The sequence below is a fragment of the Mucilaginibacter paludis DSM 18603 genome (genome assembly GCF_000166195.2).
Taxonomy (GTDB): Bacteria; Bacteroidota; Bacteroidia; order Sphingobacteriales; family Sphingobacteriaceae; genus Mucilaginibacter; species Mucilaginibacter paludis.
The window spans coordinates 577,062-592,613 of record NZ_CM001403.1; the positions used below are offsets into that span (position 1 = coordinate 577,062).

Below are 15,552 nucleotides of genomic sequence, written 5' to 3' on the forward strand. Positions count from 1 at the left end.
GTTATTAAATCTTAAAAGTGAAATAATCAGTTGCTTAATCTTTCGGCTATGCTTTCAGCCGAATACAAGGCTTGCCTGCTGATATGTCGCTGCCATGCGCCCTCTGTGGGTGCCCACCTGAAACCGTGCGCCTTTAAAAGCTGTCTCACTTCCGCGCTCGGCTTACCGCCAAAAATGATTTGCAAACGGTTGGCTTCGGTATTCTCAAAAATGCGTACGCCGTTAATAGTCTTATCGGTTGCGGCTTTGGTGGCCTGCGTTTTCAATTGATTGATACGCTGTTCTATCCGGCGTATATTGGCGCTGTTATTGGTCAGTTCATAGTGTGGGTAGCCCTTGCCAAATACCCGACCGCTCCGGTTTATTTCCTCCCATAGCTGTTCTGTACCCAACGTCAGTTTTAAAAAAGCGGCTTTGTCCTGTTTTTTAATACACTTATTGGCAGCTTTCATAAACTCCTGTGCCGTTTTGAGGTTGTTTAATTTTTCTGTCAGTTTTTCTACGGCTTCGGGGTCGTCTGAAAAAATCGCGTTGTTACTTGCTATGCTTTCGGCTTTGTCGGTATAGTATGCTGCTTTGTCGGTGCATTCTATACCCTTGCGAAAAGTACCCCTCATTTTTTCCCTATAATTACGGTCGCGTTTTTCTGAATGGTGGCCAATTAAAATGGGCTGGCCGGGGGGGATAATACTGGCCATTTCATCGGACTTTTTAAAAAGTCGGTTGGCTTCATTCTCATTTTTTATTGCTCGGTTCTTCGCGTTATTAATACGCCTTTCCCTGCGTTCTTCAAAATCGTGTTTCATTTTCTTTTGGTTCTTAAATCCATGATCTTACTGTCAATTACCTTTACATTCTTGCTATTCATGATGGTGAAAATTGTATTTCGCTGTACATCGCTTATAGCATCCTGTATGTTCCTGTGGTTAGTATTAATTACCACTTTGATCAATAAATAAACTGTGTCTTTCATGGCAATCAATAATTGAAGCCGTTTAAAAACTCGGTATATTCCAACTGGAACGCTGCCGGATTTTCATGGGCTAAGTTTTCCGCGTAACCATCCCAAAAAATTTGGTTGGTCAATTCAATAAATAACTCCAACATGTTTACAATTTTTAAAGGTTCAACCTTGTGAAATTCGCCCTGTATATCGTTTGATACACAGGGCGTTTTCATTATTAATTAAACAGGAATAACTATTTCGGCCTCGATTTCGGCCAATTTTTCAACGCAAAGGCTGTTGACATACTGCGCTACATGCTCGATGATGTAGGCATTTTTGGTTACAAATTCGTTGCCGTCATCATCGTGTAAAACCAGTTCGCAACGGTAAAATTTATTGCTGTCTGTTACGTCCCCGTCCTCGTTGGATGCGATAGTAAAAGTGTCGAGATTATCGATTGTGGCCCTTAGCTTGTCGCGCTGTGTGATTTTTTTGCTTAGGTCGCCGATCAACTTAACGGTGGTATCAAGGTTAAAAACAGGTCTTGCGATTATCTGCTCCTTAATCTCCTTTTTTGTTGGCTCTGCCTGTTTCACTTCGCCCCCTTTTGGGGTGGCAATAGTGTCTGCGGGTTGGTTATCCATTGTAACGCCGTTACCGGCCTTAGTTTCGGGTGCTTGGTTTTCCTCAACCTGCGGAGTTTGGGCAGGTGCTTTATCTTTATCAGCTTCATTGTTTTTTGCCTCCTTTCCTGTTACGCTTGGACGGATATTGTTTTTCACTTCGCTGTTGTTTTTAGCTTTTGCGCTTCCTATTACTGTAGTTTTCATGATTTCTAATTTTTAAATTGTTTTTAACTGAATGGATTAATTGCCCCGTAGGGCGTGTGCCGGGTGTCAGCCGTGGCGACCTGTCGCCACGCTGTGGGTTGTGCGGGGGGCTTCTGCTTTTTCTTCTTTTTGCTGCGTTCATGGTTTTTGCTCTTAGTAAGTCACCATCGGCATGCGCCTCCGGTGGCTTTTTATTGAGCAACTCACCTGAATACGGCAGTCTGAAGGGCAAGACTTTGCGAAAAAAAATACGACCTGAGCGCAGCGAGGGTGGAGATTTTTTTTCAGCAAACCCGTAGGGCCCTGGTCTTGACATTCAGATCTGCCGTTCAGAAATTTGCTTTGTAAAAAGCCAGTGGAGTAAAATGAATAAGCATATAAGGAGTTACAGATGACTTATAAAAGGGCGGGAAAATAAAATATGGGTGCGAACAGCAACCCGTATTTCTGTTGCAGTGAAGCGGCTGAATGCAGGTACGAAATGAAGCGGCTGATGCTGCTGATGTTAAAAATAAATTAGGATGTCCCGCTTTTAAATATTTTTGTGGTGTAAATTTGTTAGATAGCTAAATGTCGTATACCTAACCTCTTAGATATGTCGGAACTAAAAGAACATTTGTATTTCTTACTTGAGGATAATATTGAGTATAATCCTGCCTTTGACATTTTTAAAGCTGAAGACGACTTTGAAGATACAAACACATGGGCGGAAGAGGTTGATGATAATGTCATCGATATAGATGAAGATTTTATTATCGACGTATTGGTCGAAACAGATAATCCGATTCTGATTTATAGCTCATGTATCACTTTAATGGCCGTTGGTACGGCATACGCGCTGCCTGCTTTGCTTTGGAAAGAGAAAGCGGCGGCTCCCCATATACAAGCTGAAATCCGTACGACTATCGACGCTATTCAGACACGAACCGAAATAACAGCGGAACAAATCAGTGTGATTAACAGCACAGGATTTAGCCAGATCAGGTGGAACAAAAGCGCCCTGACTTTCTTTTGTATATTCAATGTGATAACGATGTCATTGGGGGTGGATATAGAAGATCAAGAAACAGAGGCGCTGGGCGATTTTTTGATCGGTGAATTAGGTGTAAATATGGATGGCTTCCATTCGATCAGGGACTTTAGGATTTGCCACATGGAAACTGATGCTTATTTTAATGAAATGATCCGGTATGATAAATTATTAAGATCTGAAAGAGAGGTACGCGATATTTTAACAGGTACTGAGATTGAGGAAAGTCAGGAAAGTGAACTGAAGGAGTTTTATACGGAATTAATGACTGAGTTTTTAAATATTCAGGTGGTCAAAGCTTTTGGTAAGAATTTTTAGGTGTGCTAAAACAATTTGGGCACACTGTCTAATTATAAGTAATCAAAAAGGCCCTGGCAATAGTTTTAATTATTAAAAAATGAATTATGAATATGTCTGAACTGACAAATTATTAATCACTTTTTGGATTTATCTCAATGAGGAAAAGAGAATTTATCATTATTATCATATTGATTGTTATGTTAACCTTGTTTCAGGAATTGGGCTTCAGGCGTCACCTTTTCAATTATTGACACTATGTATCCCAATCCCCATATTCTACCAAATGCGGGTGTATATCTGAAACACCTGCCTGGCGATAGTTCTCATGTTGAATATTTTATATTACGTCCGGACTTATTAGTCGAATGGTCAATTTTAGCAACAGATGGCAACGATATTGTTGCAAAGGAAATGCGGGGAAATTGGGCTATTGGTGAATACAGACTGATGATCGTGTTAATGGATGATGAAAATGGAGAGTCTTACACAGAGCGTTATATTCGTGACGGCCAGGATTGGCGATTAGAGGAAGACCAGGCAATCGTTCTTGTTAAACGCAATCCAGCCGATGACATTAACGACAACATGTATTATGATCTGCGATAAAGGATAAAATCCTTAGTTTTGATATAGTGATACCATACCGCTTATGGAAGACCCTAAAACATACCTAATCTTAGAAAGGCTGCTGAATGAGGGCTATAATGAAGAAAATGAAGCGGATGAATTGGAGTTACATAAAGCATTGCGTAAAACGGAAAGTATTTTTCTTTTCAGAACGATCTGCACTGCATTGGGAAACGGTGGCAGTTTGTTCGGGGTGCCTACCTTAATGGCGTTTGCCATTGAGACAGGCCCGAAAGCGGTGGCAGCAAATAAGGCGATCAAAGCCATCAAAAAACGCGTTTCAAAAGATTCCGTTAAAGAGTTAAAGGATTTTTTCGTACCCGACTATTGGAAGACTGTATGGGTCGCGCCTAAAGAAAAATTTATCAGTTTTGTTGTTTGTCTGAATGGCCTGATGGGTAACGAAGATCTTTTTGAGGGTGAGCGCCTGGATGAACTTGGAGAAAAATTAGTAAAGGAAATAGTGATCGACCTTTCTCCTTATCACTCGTTTAGGGAGCTTCGTTTGTGTACCCCTGAAGTTAATACTGAGCAAGATTTGGAAGTTGTTTATTACAATTTTACCAACGAGGTCGTTTTAGAAACGGCTATAGCCGAAACTACTATCACGATCAATTCGGACAGTCAGTTAGATGAAAATATTGTAAATATGCAATGTGATTACCTGTTGACGCGGTTAGGGTTGGATATTGAGGATGACCATTTCCGAATGATCTTGAAAGCCGCCAGTGTAATAAATCAGCCCTGAGATTATTATTTATTCTCATAAAGCATAAAAGGCCCGGTCAAACGACCGGGCCTTTCTTAAATTAAAGATCAGGCTCTCTTTTTTGAACTAACATCCTGACGGATTTCCTGTGCTGTAACCTTGATTTCCTGTAAAGCCTTGCGGAGCCTGGTGCCGGCTGCGCTGTTCCCTTTTTCATAAAACTTTGCGGCATCAACTTCTGCCGAAGCAACCAACTCTTTCAATTTTGCGATAGTACTCATAATGAAAAATTTTAATATAAATAATTTTGTTAATTGTTAATCATTTGAAACAATGGCGATTAAACGCTTAAGCCCTGTTCCTGCTCTTTTTCCTTCGCCTTACCTACGTTGAGGTTTGTATTCAGCGACGGTTCTTTCAGGAACTGTTCCCTTTTTTCAGGTTTTCCATTATCCTGGAACATGTTGATCTGGCCATAACGCGGCACTGCCTCAATATTCAATTTGATTTCCTGGCCGTCTTTCACCGTAGTAATTGCAGGACGGTTACCGTTTTGCAGGGATTCGACCAAAGCCGCCTTTTTTGCCGGGTCGTTCAGTTCCTTGATCTGGAACTTGTCCAGCACTTTTTCCAGGTCAAAACCGTAGGATGGTACATGGTATTGATTGGCAGTATAGTTCTGATAACGGTCTTTAGGACTGTCCATGTCTAATTTTATCCAGGCTTTATATTCCCCCGCAGCATTGACGAGATCATCACGGTAAACCGCGCGTCCCTGCATCAGGTTGGCACCCTGCTCGGCGGTGAAGCCCTTACCGCGATCTATATAAAAAGTTTGCGTTCTGGCCGGGCTGCGGAATGGCACCTGAAATTCTTTGGCTACGTAGTTGATCTTCCCTTTTTCCATTTTGGCCAATTCTGTTTTATGCGCGGCATCCTTTCCAGCGGCCAATACACTATCGCCTTTTTGTTCCTTAAAGAAACTGATGGCCTCGTGCATGTGTTCAAAGGGTTTAACCAGATTTTTGCCTGCGGCATTGGGGTTGGGCGATATGACCATATATTTTTGACCTTCTTCCAACGGTTTCGCCGTGTTCAGCGTGGCTTCAAACTTGTTGAAGTAATAGTTCTCGGACTGGCCGGACTGCTTGAAATGCAGCGTTAAATCGACCTGCCCCCTGGTGCCCTTAATTTTGTCATTTAGGTAAAATTCAGGCACTCCCTTTTCCATTTGCTGCTGCATGGCCGCAATGGTTTTGTCGCTGAAGCGAAGCTTTGTTAATTCTCCTTTCAGCGTTTCCAGATTGTTGTAATTCATAATTTCTTCTTTTGAAAGTTTATTAACTTGTTTTAATTCATCTAATAATTGGTCAACATGCCGGTAGTAAACAGGATACCCTTCCCATGCCGACAGGTAATTCAGCCCTGCTTTGGCTTTCCATTCATCCAGCGCTTCTCCAAGCGTGTCGAAAAATTGAAACTGGTGAGGCTGTAATTGCATGTCGGTTGGGTGCATTTCAAATACGACATAGGGAAGCCCTATATCCTGTGCATCTTCCAGCATCCGAATTATTGCCCCTGCATATCGCGTTTCCAAATTCATATCCACGCTAATTTTGGTGATCAATCAATGCTTAACCCTGTTATTTTTGTTGATTATTCCGGAGCAGGACTGTTTCCTGATCTTTCAGCCTCACCCTGATCTTTTTAACCTTTTTGCTCAATAGCCCTTTGGCTGCCGAAATGCCCGCCGTAGCCGCCTGTGTCGAAAGCGACTGATCCATAGACAGGAACTGCATATTCTCCAGTGCGCCGTTTGCGCCCTCCCCCGCTGCGCCCGCTAATTCTGCTTCGGGCGCATTGATGCCCACCAAGCCGTCGAGCGAAAACACGGTGAGATTAACCGGGATGATCGTCGTGCCTAAACGGATATTTTTAATATCCAGTAAGAGGCGCTGGTTAGTGATGGCGCATAAGCCAGACAAGGATTGGCCTTTGGGAAAAGTAATACCGCCGATGGTGATCGTATCTTTCAGGCGGAGCCTGACCATACCGCCCGGCGGTACTTTTTGATTGCCGTCGATGACTGCGGGGATCGCTCTAAAGGCACTGTCTGGTACGCTGGCCTGATCTGATTTGGGTTTGTCCTTAGCCAAAGTTGGGTTTTGAATTTGCATGATCTTATCGAGCATGGTATTCAACTGCTGCATCTGCGGGTCTGGTTCACTGCTTTGCTGTTTTTGTTTGAGCAATTTTTCCAGTCTTTCCAGATCAGCCGACTTTGAGGATGCCGTATAATCATTAACGGGGGCCTTAGTAATAGGTATTGGCTGATTAATCTGTTTGTTGATTTGAGCCAGACGATCTTTGATCTGAACCTCGTTATCTTCCGCTGTTTTGGCCGGGTTACGCTTTTGGCTAAACCGCGCCGTGTCCCAACCCAATGCGGCAAAAGCGCCTGCGGCTGTTTTAGAACGTGCGGAAGCACTGTCCCGCTGCGCTTTATCCATCAGGCTTAGCTTGTCCTGCGATTTGTCATTTTTTAAGTTCGCGCCGGGAAGATCCGTATTGATACCCTTGCTGGCGGTTGCCGCCTGTAACGAGTTGTCATTCCTGCCGCCGCCTAATGCATAGAACCCCAATGCTAAGAACGGTAATAACAAAAGTGGCAGGAACAATAACAATTTCCGTTTTCTTTCTTCTTGTGTTGTCATCATATTTTTTCTAAAAGTGAATAATAGCTTTAATGAGTAGTAGCAGGCATGCCCCACCGAATAGCAGGCAGAATATGACTAAGGCAACGATCTTAGAATTACGGTTCCAGTATTGCGTTTTCCGGCTAAGGTAATCGGCTGCCTTGCGTTGTTTTTCTGCGATAAGCAGACCTACTTTAAGGGATGGATGGTTAGCGATGTTGCTACCTGTTTTTCTTTTCGTGAATAATCTCATGGCTGTGTGCTTTTAACCTGTTCGTCCTTGTTTTCCACCGTTTCCCAACGCTCGATCAAAAAACCATGCGGGTTATTGTCACTGCGGCTGACATTGCGCAAATACCCGCGTGTGATCAGGCTACGGGCGGTTACCGATGTGCTTCTGATCAGCTTTTCAGTAGCAAAGCAGGTGAAAGCGTAGGGATATTGATTAATATCCAGTTTGATGCTGTCCACGGCGATTTGCTGGCTGATATTACCGGAGATCAGGTTATTGTAATAACCGGCCTCTTTTAAATTATCGTAAGCTGTCTTTGCGCTCCCGTCCGCTAAATACAAAGCTTTGGTGATCGTGGCTTGTATCTGCTTGTCATCAGGGTCAAGGCTAAAAAAATCTTCATGAAAGGTTTTGATATGATCGCGGCATTCCACAGGTACGTTATCTTTCCGGTCGGAAGCAACCGCTTCCAGCGCTTTGCCGTTGGCCAGCACATAAATGTGGTTTTTGAAGTTGTCCGAACTTTGATAGCTTTTATAAACTGCAAAGCAACTGATTGCGATGCAGGCAAAGATGAGCAGGAAGCTAAAAAGCCTGATGTGCTTGAAAGCGGTGTCGATATTTTTAAATTGCTGAAACATAAGCCCCCCAACCCCTAAAAGGGGAATTAAATGGTGAATAATTCTGTTAAATGTTAGTTCCCGGCCAGCTTATCTTTTTGATGCTGGCTGCCGCCGCCCCGGTAACCTTCCATAAAGTCATTTGGCATGTTCAGGATATTGTTGCGGCCCTGTTCGGCCCGGTCGCCGATGGCACCAACTACACCCGGTGTCATACTGACGGTCGTTGCAGCGACACTGGTTACTTTAGTTAGTAAACCGTTGCCCCCATGCGCGTGTATCACATAATTAGCTACGCTCGGCACGGAAAAATAGCCGACGATGCCGATACAGAGAAAGATCAGGTATGCTGTGTCTGTGGACGAAAAGAAGGTGTCCCCGGCGCTTTGTATCTGCGAAATATCCAGCTTGATCATTTGCTGTTGTACCTGCCCGATGATGGCACCGAAGATATTAGCGATAGGCAGCCAAAGAAAAATATTGATATAACGCGCTATCCATTGCTGTAGGCTATGCTGTAAACCGTCAAAGACTGCAAACCCAAATACCAATGGCCCCAATATGGCCAATACGATCAGGTAGAACGTGCGTATCGTGTTGATACAGAGTATTGCCGCGGCATATAAGACCTGTAAAATCTCGGACATCCATTGTTTGATGCTGTTCTTGAAATTGTAGGCTTGCTTATCCATCCAGAATTTGACGTCATTACCGATGGATTCAAAAGTGCCCTCATTTTGATCCTGATCATCGGGATGCGTGTATTTATACCATTTTTGCCTGTCACCCTCGCCATTGTCGCCTATATACATCTGGTAAGCACTGCTGTTTTTTATGGCATCCTGTTTTTGTTTAAGCAGTAAGGCAATGCTGCTGTCCGAATTTTTGACCATTGCACCCGTGGCTGAAACGATAGGCTGCATAATCCCATTCATGATAGAAATTACGAGCGGGAACATCATGATCGCCATACCCAACGCGAATGGCCGCAAAAGCGGGTAAAAGTCCAGCGGCTCCGCGTGAGCGATCTGCCGCCATACCCTCGAAGCGATATACCACAAGGCAGCAAAGCCCGCAATTCCCCGCGCTGCGTCGATCAGGTTGCTACATAAGGGTATCATTTGGTTATACACGTTATCCAATACCGGCTGCATCCCTTTGAGGCTGCCGGCAATATCCTGCGCACTGGCGGTTGTGGCGGCACTACTCAAAAAGAGTAGTGCCGCGCCTGTAAATACTATTTTCCTTTTCATGGGTACAGTGATTTTAAGTTATTGACTTCGTTCTGTTCCTGCTGGCGCTGTAGGGCCATGACGCTTACACGGCGGTTAAAATCTCTTAGAAAGGATAGCTTATCACTGCTTGAAGAGTAAATGCGGTCAATCGCTGATAGCCTTTCGTCGTCGCTCATACGCATTTTAGAGGCGGTAATAATATTCGCCAGATCGTTGACGTCATTCAAGGCCGCGCTTGTTAATTGCGCGTACACTTTAGCCAGATAGTCAAGTTCATCGGCGTTGAAGTGGCCGCCGCTCTGAAACTGCTTGTAGGCTTTTTTGTATTCGGTAAGAATACTCGCTTCGTCGGCAATGATATCAGCTACCCGCGCATATTTGGCTACTTGCGGATTGACCTGCAATAAAGCGTTCAAAAAGACCGAATGCAGGTTGAAGTTGCCTTGTGACAGGTCTTTTACTTGTCCGTAACCTTGCGTCAAAATGGAATAGCCCTGCTGCATATCTGACAGAATGGCCTTGAACTGCGTGAGCTTTTCGATGTCGAGCAGTAGCTGCTGCATATCCTGGCCGGTAGAGATTTGCGCGCTGGCCTGCCGGAAGCTCAATGTACAGATCACACAGGTGATCAATCCCAACCGGGCTTTCTTCAACAAGCCGGAACTGACAAATTTTTTAATTGATTCCATACTGTTGTTTTAAAGTGTTCACATCATTGAGTTCCTGCTGCCTTTGCAGTAAAAGCGTCCTGACCTGGCTGCAAAAGGAAAGTGTAAACGCATATTTGTCTTTCATCCTTTCATCAATGTCATTCAGCCGTTTAATGCGTTCATCATCGGTCATTTGCGCATCGCCGTTAGTCATGATCAATTGCAGTTCGGAAAGATCTTTATTACATTCATCCAGCACCTTTGCCTTTACACTGGCGATATATTTACGGTTGTCCTGATCCAATCCTGTTAAATTCTTCAGGTGATCGAACCGAACCGGAATTTGTGCCGCGTATGACATGATGCTATCCGCTTTGGAACTGCCCTTAACAGCGGGATTTACCGTTTTAAGCGAGGTGTAGTAATCATTGTGCAAGCCGTATTCACCTTTGATATAGCCGCCGATACTACCTAAACCATTCTGCGAGATCGCGTACCCCTGCTTAATGTATGCGCCGTATTGCTCCAGTGCCGCGATCTGCTGCGTCAGGTATTTGATTTGGGTTTTCTTTTGTGAAAACCATTCTGCGAATGTCTGCGCCTTAACAGAAACGACGACCGTGCAAAGCAGGCAAACCAGCATGGCTTTTAACTTAATCGATTCCATAATACCGTTTTAAGGTGGTTACTTCATTTTCGTCTTTGGCCCGCTGAATGCTCAAGACGTAATTCTGATTGTTAAATTCTTTAAGATCGCTGCAATTGGTATCTACACGGTCGGCGGCTTTGTCGATCAGTTCAAGCCGTTTCGCATCGCTCATCTGCGTTTTAAACGAATTGATGACGACTAAAATCTCATCGAGGTTCTTCACGCTTTCCTGTAAGATGCCGGAATAAACGGATTGCATATAGGTAAGTTCTTCGGCGTTGAAATGCTTATCCTGTTTGAGCAGGTTCCAGGCGTGGTTGTACTGACTGACCAGGGCTGCCTGCTTTTGGGTAATATCCTTGATACGCTCGTAATAAGCGATCACGGATTTGACCTGCCAAAGCTCATTATAATAGCCGTTGTATAAGTCTTTTTGCTTTTGCGACCAGTCGGATATCTCCGTTAGCTTTAATTTGGATAATTGATTTTCAAGCGCCTTTTGTGCGTTTTGTAACCAGATGGTTTGATTTTGCATCCGCTGTACCTGTAAATCGATGGCCCGTATAACCCGGCCCACGGTTTCTCCAAGTACCTGGCCGATCACGATCTGAGCATCGGCACCTTTCGGCAGGGATACAAAGACGGTTACGGCCGATAAGGGTAGTATGACCATGTACTTTTTCATGATTTTCAGTTTTTTTACGGCATGTAAAATCCCTTTGGGAATATTCATAAGCCTCCCTTACGCCCCTAAAAAGGGGCGTTATTTAATGGTTAATAAATCGGGTTAATTGACCTTACCTGATCTTTCGGTAAGACGATTGCTTAATGATGAGGGCGTTATTTTTAAGATCAACGTGATAGATCCTGCCAGTTATCGCTTCATCCAATTCCTGCTTAGTTTCGTCCCAAGCTGCATCATAATTTTGAACTTTGTGCTTTTTAGGAAGCAACTTGCCGTCCCTGATGGCCTGGTAGGTAGTTCTTTGCTTGATCTGATAGCTGGTGCCACCGGCGTGTTGAATGATAAGCGTATCATCGGCAACGCCGTATTCGCCTTTGGAACTGTGGACGTAAGTGCCGGGGATGAAGTCCTGTTTGTTTTTGCTTTCGTTTTGGCAAGCGGTCGCAAATAATAGACAAGTTGCCATGATCTTAAATGTTGCTTTCATCATCTTCAGTTTTTGGTTCTCATTTCCATTGCCAGCATGGCAATGCCTTTTTGTATACTGCCGTATTTAGCGGCGTATTGGTGTACTTTGACCTTTTCGCTTTCTTCCGTTGTATAGGCCAGGTATTCTTCCAGACTTACCTCTGTACGGTACACTTTGGAGAACTGGCCCAACGAGATAAAAACCTCTTTGTATTTTCTTTTGGGGTCGTTGGACTTATTCATCGAAAGTATCATCGCCTTTTCCTTGTCCGTCAGGCCCAACAGTTCCTGTATCGCATCAAACTTGTTCTGATATTTGCTTTGATCAAGCAAGATCTTGCAATCACTGTTATTGATGATCGCCTGTTTGACAACGGGACTGCTGATAATATCCTCAACCTCCTGAGTTACAACGATAGGTTCCCCATAAAACTTACGCATGGTTTTGTACAAATACCTGATATATTCGGCCATCCCCTCTTTGGCGATTGCTTTCCAACACTCCTCAATGAGTACAACTTTCCGAATGCCGGGAAGTTTTCTCATTTTGGAAATGATCATTTCCATGATGATCAGGGTAACTACCGGGAACAAAATCGGATGGTCTTTACAGGCATCGATCTCGAATACAATGAACCGCTCGTGCAATAAGTCGAGGTTCTCGGTCGCATTAAGCAGGTAGTCAAATTCACCGCCCCGATAGTAAGGGTTCAGGACATAGAGGAAATTGGCCACATCAAAATCTTTCTCTTTAACCTTGCCGTCTTCCAGTACTTGCAGATAATGCTCCATCAGGTATTCATAGAAAGTATTGAAGCAGGGGAAAATATCAGGAAAAGTATCCAGGTGCTTGTAATAGCCGGTGAGCGCGTTGGAAATGGCTACATATTCCGACCTGCGGTAAGGCTCGTCGTCCTTTTTCCAAAGGGCCAAAAGCAAGGTTTTGATACTTTCTTTTTTTTCGGTATCCAGTACATCGCCATCAGCTAAATGAAAAGGGTTGAATTTGATCGGGTCGGTTTCCGAATAGGTAAAGTAATAACCTCCGGCCAGTTCACATAAGCCGCGGTAGCTGTGGCCTATGTCCATGACCACGATGTGGGCACCTTGCTCATAATAGGAACGTAACAGGTGGTTTGTCCAAAAGCTTTTACCGGAACCTGACGGGCCGATTGTAAACTTCGACCTGTTGGTCGTCCAGCCTAACCGCATCGGTTCATCTGAAATATCCACATGAACAGGCTTGCCGGTAAGGCGGTCACCTAAGCGGATGCCAAACGGGCTGACGCTGTCGCGGTAATTGGTTTCGAGGTTAAAAAAGCAGGTGGCCTGTTCCACGAACGTATCAAACGTCTCGTTCATCGGAAAATCTGCCTGGTTCCCCGGCATCCCGGCGAACCAGATTTGCGGCGCGCCGTCGGTTTCCTGTTTGGCGGTGGCATCCATTTGGGCCATAGCGGACGATACCAGATTTTTCAGGTCTTTTACTTTGGCTTCGTCATCAGACCAGGCTAAAACATTGAAGTGCGCTTTGACAGGCAAACGCTGCTGACCGATGGCCTCATTCAGAAAATCGTTAACCGCGTCGCGGCTGATCGCATTCTCACGGGAATAACCGGACAAAGATTGCAGGCGTAGTTTCTTTGCTTCCAGACGTTTGATCGTTTTTTGACTGTCCTCAATGAACACGTATTGATTGAGAATATGGTTACAGTTGAGTAGCTGGCCCAATGGGGATGCGAAGCCGATACTGAATTTCGTACGGTCGGTGCTGTATTTGTCATAATTGATACGGCTGCCGCAAAGTGCAGGCAAGTCTTCCACATCAGCCAAAGTATAAAGTTCACAATGATTATTCCCAACCCTGATCTCGTCCTTAATATGAATATCCTGTAATACCGGTCGTTTGCCGGGAGTGGAAAGAAAACAATAACGCTCTATGGCCCCGGCCTTTTCTATTGTTCCGGCCAATTCATCATTATTCATCCGTGCGAGGGTAACAAATCCACTGTCCTTTAAAATGCGCTCGAACTGACCCGCACTGTCCAGGAAGTCCTTAAAAAGAACGGGGTTGATCGTTTGCTGCGGCACAATGCTCTTACGTAACAAGTTGCTGTATACGGATGAGCCCAATTTTCTGTCCTTTGGTTTTTGGGTCAGGTAGATATAACAATGGTGTTCCAGGCATTCACGCTCATTAAAAAAGCGTTCGCTTGACCGTGAAAGGAAACTTTTGCCCGCCTTTTCAAAATCAGCCTTAAAGTTACTTTCGACAAACCAATCCTGTTTATGGAAGATACAACCTTGTAGTAATAATCGAATGGCCTTAATCCACGTTTGATGATAGGCTTCGTAATCGCGGTCGGAAAGCGTAAAAATTTCCGGCAATATGACTTTAAACCCGATGGTAATATCGCCCTGTGCAGAAAGTATCGCACCGTTTTCGACTTTGATTAAGGGCAGAATTTTTTCTATGTCTATTCCCATGATGTTATTTTTTTAGATTTACAAATAGCTGCCTCGACCTGAACCTGAGATATTTCGGTAGTTGCTTTTTGGCGAAATGCTTGGAAAGGCCATGCTCGCCGTATTTATGGCTTAAACGAAAAACGGTAAAGAACAAAGCCGTGCCTAACCCAACGATCAAAGGCAGGATGACCCAAAGGCTTAATCCGCATATATACAGGATAGCGAAGCCGATCAGCAAAGCGACCAGCCCTATTGCCAAATAGGCGATGTACTGCGCTTTCAAGCCCTTGAATACGATGGGCTTTGATACGCCTTTATTGATCTGGTAGAGTGACATAGCTTTGAATTTTAAAGACCGAAAAATGATTTAAGCACGGTAGCGACCACAACTAAGAAAACACATGAACCGAACCAGGCGGCGGCAACCTTGTTGGTGTCCGGTTCACCTGCATTCCATTTGTTAAAGACCTTGATGGCGCCGATGATGCCGACTACGGCACCGATTGCATACATCAGGTTGCAGCCGCTCTCAAAATAGCTTTTAACCTGTGTCGTCGCTGAATTAATACCGGAATTTCCGTCCTGGGCGAAACAATAGTTGATCGTTAGCAGTGCAAAGGCAAACATTAACGTTTTTAAAAGCGCCTGTTGTTTCGGGGTATATGGGATGTGATTTTTCATGATCTTTTTAATGAAATGATTTTTTTAAATGAATTACTCAATTTGAGGGGGATGACATTCAGGGCCAAAGACCGTCAAGCTCTTCTTCTGTAATGTCAAATGGCAGGTTTTCGCGGATGTGGTCATTAATGGCCCGCTGACTGGCTGTACCACGGATGCCCCGGTATTTGGAACTGACCAACGAAAAAAGAGATATAAAATCGGCTTTTGTTCCCTGCTCTGTTTCCAGGATATGGTAAATGTTTTTCAGTTCTTCCAACACATCGGGAACGTTGCTTTGCTGCCTTTCCCTTTCCTCGTCGGTAACGTCACTTTTAAAATCTTCCTCCTTTTCCCGTTCAATGAATGTTTCTGTTGCAACGGCTGTTTCTTCAACGTCCGGCGCAAAGCCGAACATGCTCATGCTAACTTTACTCATTCCTTCCGGCAATGCTGATTTGCCGATCAGGTCGTCTGCTTCGCTTTCTTCGGGTTCTTCCTCAAAATCCTCGTCCCAAGCGTGGCCCAATGGTTCCGGCGGTTCGTTGTCTCTTTGCTTACCATGCAGCAAATCCTGTATCCTGTGCCGGTAAAAGATCAGGATAATGACCGCGTACCAGATGGCTGTCAGGATGGTAGCAGCGACCAAGAATTGCTGCCATGTGAAATGTTGTAATACCATAATAATTTGCTTTTATCCCGGCACACCATTATGCCGGGATTTTCAAAAGCAAATTTTCAAAGAC

Annotated in this window: 21 protein-coding genes; 3 read left to right on the plus strand and 18 right to left on the minus strand. The window is 44.3% G+C overall.

Features of this window, described 5'->3' with window-relative positions:
• Positions 1-26: 26 nt before the first annotated feature.
• Genes MUCPA_RS02335 through MUCPA_RS02345 form a run of 4 tightly spaced genes read right to left on the minus strand, consistent with a single transcriptional unit; the run spans position 27 to position 1,776 of the window.
• Positions 27-806 carry a DUF3560 domain-containing protein gene (locus MUCPA_RS02335; protein WP_008504201.1) on the minus strand — a complete coding sequence of 260 codons (780 nt, stop codon included), beginning with the start codon at positions 804-806 and terminating at the stop codon, positions 27-29.
• Entirely contained in the window at positions 803-973 is a 171-nt protein-coding gene (locus MUCPA_RS38100; protein WP_008504202.1) for a hypothetical protein, read from the minus strand. The genes MUCPA_RS02335 and MUCPA_RS38100 overlap by 4 nt, the downstream gene beginning before the upstream one ends.
• A 5-nt stretch (positions 974-978) precedes the next feature.
• The gene (locus tag MUCPA_RS02340; protein WP_008504203.1) at positions 979-1,179 is read right to left on the minus strand and encodes a hypothetical protein; all 201 of its coding nucleotides are present in this window, start codon (positions 1,177-1,179) and stop codon (positions 979-981) included.
• A 6-nt stretch (positions 1,180-1,185) separates the two neighbouring features.
• The gene (locus MUCPA_RS02345) at positions 1,186-1,776 is read right to left on the minus strand and encodes a hypothetical protein (RefSeq protein WP_008504204.1); all 591 of its coding nucleotides are present in this window, start codon (positions 1,774-1,776) and stop codon (positions 1,186-1,188) included.
• Between the two features lie 595 nt (positions 1,777-2,371).
• Between MUCPA_RS02345 and MUCPA_RS02355 the strand changes: the two genes are divergently transcribed.
• The 3 genes from MUCPA_RS02355 to MUCPA_RS02365 all read left to right on the plus strand — a co-directional run bounded on the left by MUCPA_RS02355 (position 2,372) and on the right by MUCPA_RS02365 (position 4,481).
• Complete coding sequence (locus MUCPA_RS02355; RefSeq protein WP_008504205.1) at positions 2,372-3,124, plus strand: hypothetical protein; 753 nt, start codon at positions 2,372-2,374, stop codon at positions 3,122-3,124.
• A 237-nt stretch (positions 3,125-3,361) separates the two neighbouring features.
• A complete protein-coding gene (locus MUCPA_RS02360) occupies positions 3,362-3,712 on the plus strand; it encodes a hypothetical protein (RefSeq protein WP_008504206.1) in 351 nt (116 codons plus the stop codon).
• Between the two features lie 43 nt (positions 3,713-3,755).
• A complete protein-coding gene (locus MUCPA_RS02365) occupies positions 3,756-4,481 on the plus strand; it encodes a hypothetical protein (RefSeq protein WP_008504207.1) in 726 nt (241 codons plus the stop codon).
• A gap of 68 nt (positions 4,482-4,549) precedes the next feature.
• On the opposite strand, the gene MUCPA_RS02370 is transcribed toward MUCPA_RS02365, so the two are convergent.
• The 14 genes from MUCPA_RS02370 to MUCPA_RS02435 form a co-directional block, all read right to left on the minus strand.
• A complete protein-coding gene (locus MUCPA_RS02370; protein ID WP_008504208.1) occupies positions 4,550-4,723 on the minus strand; it encodes a hypothetical protein in 174 nt (57 codons plus the stop codon).
• 59 nt (positions 4,724-4,782) lie between these two features.
• Positions 4,783-6,045, minus strand: coding sequence for a hypothetical protein (locus MUCPA_RS35575; protein ID WP_157543793.1), 1,263 nt, complete (start codon positions 6,043-6,045; stop codon positions 4,783-4,785).
• 40 nt (positions 6,046-6,085) lie between these two features.
• Positions 6,086-7,159 (minus strand): conjugative transposon protein TraM, encoded by a 1,074-nt coding sequence (gene traM, locus MUCPA_RS02380; protein WP_008504210.1) that lies wholly within the window; start codon positions 7,157-7,159, stop codon positions 6,086-6,088.
• Between the two features lie 7 nt (positions 7,160-7,166).
• Positions 7,167-7,391: a hypothetical protein gene (locus MUCPA_RS02385; protein ID WP_008504211.1), complete on the minus strand. Its 225-nt coding sequence runs from the start codon at positions 7,389-7,391 to the stop codon at positions 7,167-7,169.
• On the minus strand, positions 7,388-8,011 hold the full coding sequence (traK, locus tag MUCPA_RS02390) for a conjugative transposon protein TraK (RefSeq protein WP_008504212.1): 624 nt from the start codon (positions 8,009-8,011) through the stop codon (positions 7,388-7,390). The genes MUCPA_RS02385 and traK overlap by 4 nt, the downstream gene beginning before the upstream one ends.
• A 53-nt stretch (positions 8,012-8,064) precedes the next feature.
• Positions 8,065-9,243, minus strand: coding sequence for a conjugative transposon protein TraJ (traJ, locus tag MUCPA_RS02395; protein ID WP_008504213.1), 1,179 nt, complete (start codon positions 9,241-9,243; stop codon positions 8,065-8,067).
• Positions 9,240-9,914: a hypothetical protein gene (locus MUCPA_RS02400; RefSeq protein ID WP_008504215.1), complete on the minus strand. Its 675-nt coding sequence runs from the start codon at positions 9,912-9,914 to the stop codon at positions 9,240-9,242. Before MUCPA_RS02400 ends, traJ begins: the two co-directional genes overlap by 4 nt.
• The gene (locus MUCPA_RS02405; protein ID WP_008504217.1) at positions 9,901-10,542 is read right to left on the minus strand and encodes a hypothetical protein; all 642 of its coding nucleotides are present in this window, start codon (positions 10,540-10,542) and stop codon (positions 9,901-9,903) included. The genes MUCPA_RS02400 and MUCPA_RS02405 overlap by 14 nt, the downstream gene beginning before the upstream one ends.
• A complete protein-coding gene (locus MUCPA_RS02410) occupies positions 10,529-11,209 on the minus strand; it encodes a hypothetical protein (protein WP_040626984.1) in 681 nt (226 codons plus the stop codon). Before MUCPA_RS02410 ends, MUCPA_RS02405 begins: the two co-directional genes overlap by 14 nt.
• A gap of 112 nt (positions 11,210-11,321) precedes the next feature.
• Positions 11,322-11,699, minus strand: coding sequence for a hypothetical protein (locus MUCPA_RS02415; RefSeq protein WP_157543794.1), 378 nt, complete (start codon positions 11,697-11,699; stop codon positions 11,322-11,324).
• 2 nt (positions 11,700-11,701) lie between these two features.
• Positions 11,702-14,164 carry a TraG family conjugative transposon ATPase gene (locus MUCPA_RS02420; RefSeq protein WP_008504220.1) on the minus strand — a complete coding sequence of 821 codons (2,463 nt, stop codon included), beginning with the start codon at positions 14,162-14,164 and terminating at the stop codon, positions 11,702-11,704.
• Positions 14,165-14,168: 4 nt separating this feature from the next.
• Entirely contained in the window at positions 14,169-14,483 is a 315-nt protein-coding gene (locus MUCPA_RS02425) for a DUF4133 domain-containing protein (RefSeq protein WP_008504221.1), read from the minus strand.
• Between the two features lie 11 nt (positions 14,484-14,494).
• Entirely contained in the window at positions 14,495-14,827 is a 333-nt protein-coding gene (locus MUCPA_RS02430) for a DUF4134 domain-containing protein (RefSeq protein WP_008504222.1), read from the minus strand.
• Between the two features lie 58 nt (positions 14,828-14,885).
• Positions 14,886-15,488: a hypothetical protein gene (locus MUCPA_RS02435; protein WP_008504223.1), complete on the minus strand. Its 603-nt coding sequence runs from the start codon at positions 15,486-15,488 to the stop codon at positions 14,886-14,888.
• Positions 15,489-15,552: the final 64 nt, after the last annotated feature.

Bases quoted from the DNA above. Each gene is read 5' to 3' on its own strand.
- MUCPA_RS02335 (WP_008504201.1), bottom strand. From the start codon at position 806: ATGAAACACGATTTTGAAGAACGCAGGGAAAGGCGTATTAATAACGCG.
- MUCPA_RS38100 (WP_008504202.1), bottom strand. From the start codon at position 973: ATGAAAGACACAGTTTATTTATTGATCAAAGTGGTAATTAATACTAAC.
- MUCPA_RS02340 (WP_008504203.1), bottom strand. From the start codon at position 1,179: ATGAAAACGCCCTGTGTATCAAACGATATACAGGGCGAATTTCACAAG.
- MUCPA_RS02345 (WP_008504204.1), bottom strand. From the start codon at position 1,776: ATGAAAACTACAGTAATAGGAAGCGCAAAAGCTAAAAACAACAGCGAA.
- MUCPA_RS02355 (WP_008504205.1), top strand. From the start codon at position 2,372: ATGTCGGAACTAAAAGAACATTTGTATTTCTTACTTGAGGATAATATT.
- MUCPA_RS02360 (WP_008504206.1), top strand. From the start codon at position 3,362: ATGTATCCCAATCCCCATATTCTACCAAATGCGGGTGTATATCTGAAA.
- MUCPA_RS02365 (WP_008504207.1), top strand. From the start codon at position 3,756: ATGGAAGACCCTAAAACATACCTAATCTTAGAAAGGCTGCTGAATGAG.
- MUCPA_RS02370 (WP_008504208.1), bottom strand. From the start codon at position 4,723: ATGAGTACTATCGCAAAATTGAAAGAGTTGGTTGCTTCGGCAGAAGTT.
- MUCPA_RS35575 (WP_157543793.1), bottom strand. From the start codon at position 6,045: ATGAATTTGGAAACGCGATATGCAGGGGCAATAATTCGGATGCTGGAA.
- traM (WP_008504210.1), bottom strand. From the start codon at position 7,159: ATGATGACAACACAAGAAGAAAGAAAACGGAAATTGTTATTGTTCCTG.
- MUCPA_RS02385 (WP_008504211.1), bottom strand. From the start codon at position 7,391: ATGAGATTATTCACGAAAAGAAAAACAGGTAGCAACATCGCTAACCAT.
- traK (WP_008504212.1), bottom strand. From the start codon at position 8,011: ATGTTTCAGCAATTTAAAAATATCGACACCGCTTTCAAGCACATCAGG.
- traJ (WP_008504213.1), bottom strand. From the start codon at position 9,243: ATGAAAAGGAAAATAGTATTTACAGGCGCGGCACTACTCTTTTTGAGT.
- MUCPA_RS02400 (WP_008504215.1), bottom strand. From the start codon at position 9,914: ATGGAATCAATTAAAAAATTTGTCAGTTCCGGCTTGTTGAAGAAAGCC.
- MUCPA_RS02405 (WP_008504217.1), bottom strand. From the start codon at position 10,542: ATGGAATCGATTAAGTTAAAAGCCATGCTGGTTTGCCTGCTTTGCACG.
- MUCPA_RS02410 (WP_040626984.1), bottom strand. From the start codon at position 11,209: ATGAAAAAGTACATGGTCATACTACCCTTATCGGCCGTAACCGTCTTT.
- MUCPA_RS02415 (WP_157543794.1), bottom strand. From the start codon at position 11,699: ATGATGAAAGCAACATTTAAGATCATGGCAACTTGTCTATTATTTGCG.
- MUCPA_RS02420 (WP_008504220.1), bottom strand. From the start codon at position 14,164: ATGGGAATAGACATAGAAAAAATTCTGCCCTTAATCAAAGTCGAAAAC.
- MUCPA_RS02425 (WP_008504221.1), bottom strand. From the start codon at position 14,483: ATGTCACTCTACCAGATCAATAAAGGCGTATCAAAGCCCATCGTATTC.
- MUCPA_RS02430 (WP_008504222.1), bottom strand. From the start codon at position 14,827: ATGAAAAATCACATCCCATATACCCCGAAACAACAGGCGCTTTTAAAA.
- MUCPA_RS02435 (WP_008504223.1), bottom strand. From the start codon at position 15,488: ATGGTATTACAACATTTCACATGGCAGCAATTCTTGGTCGCTGCTACC.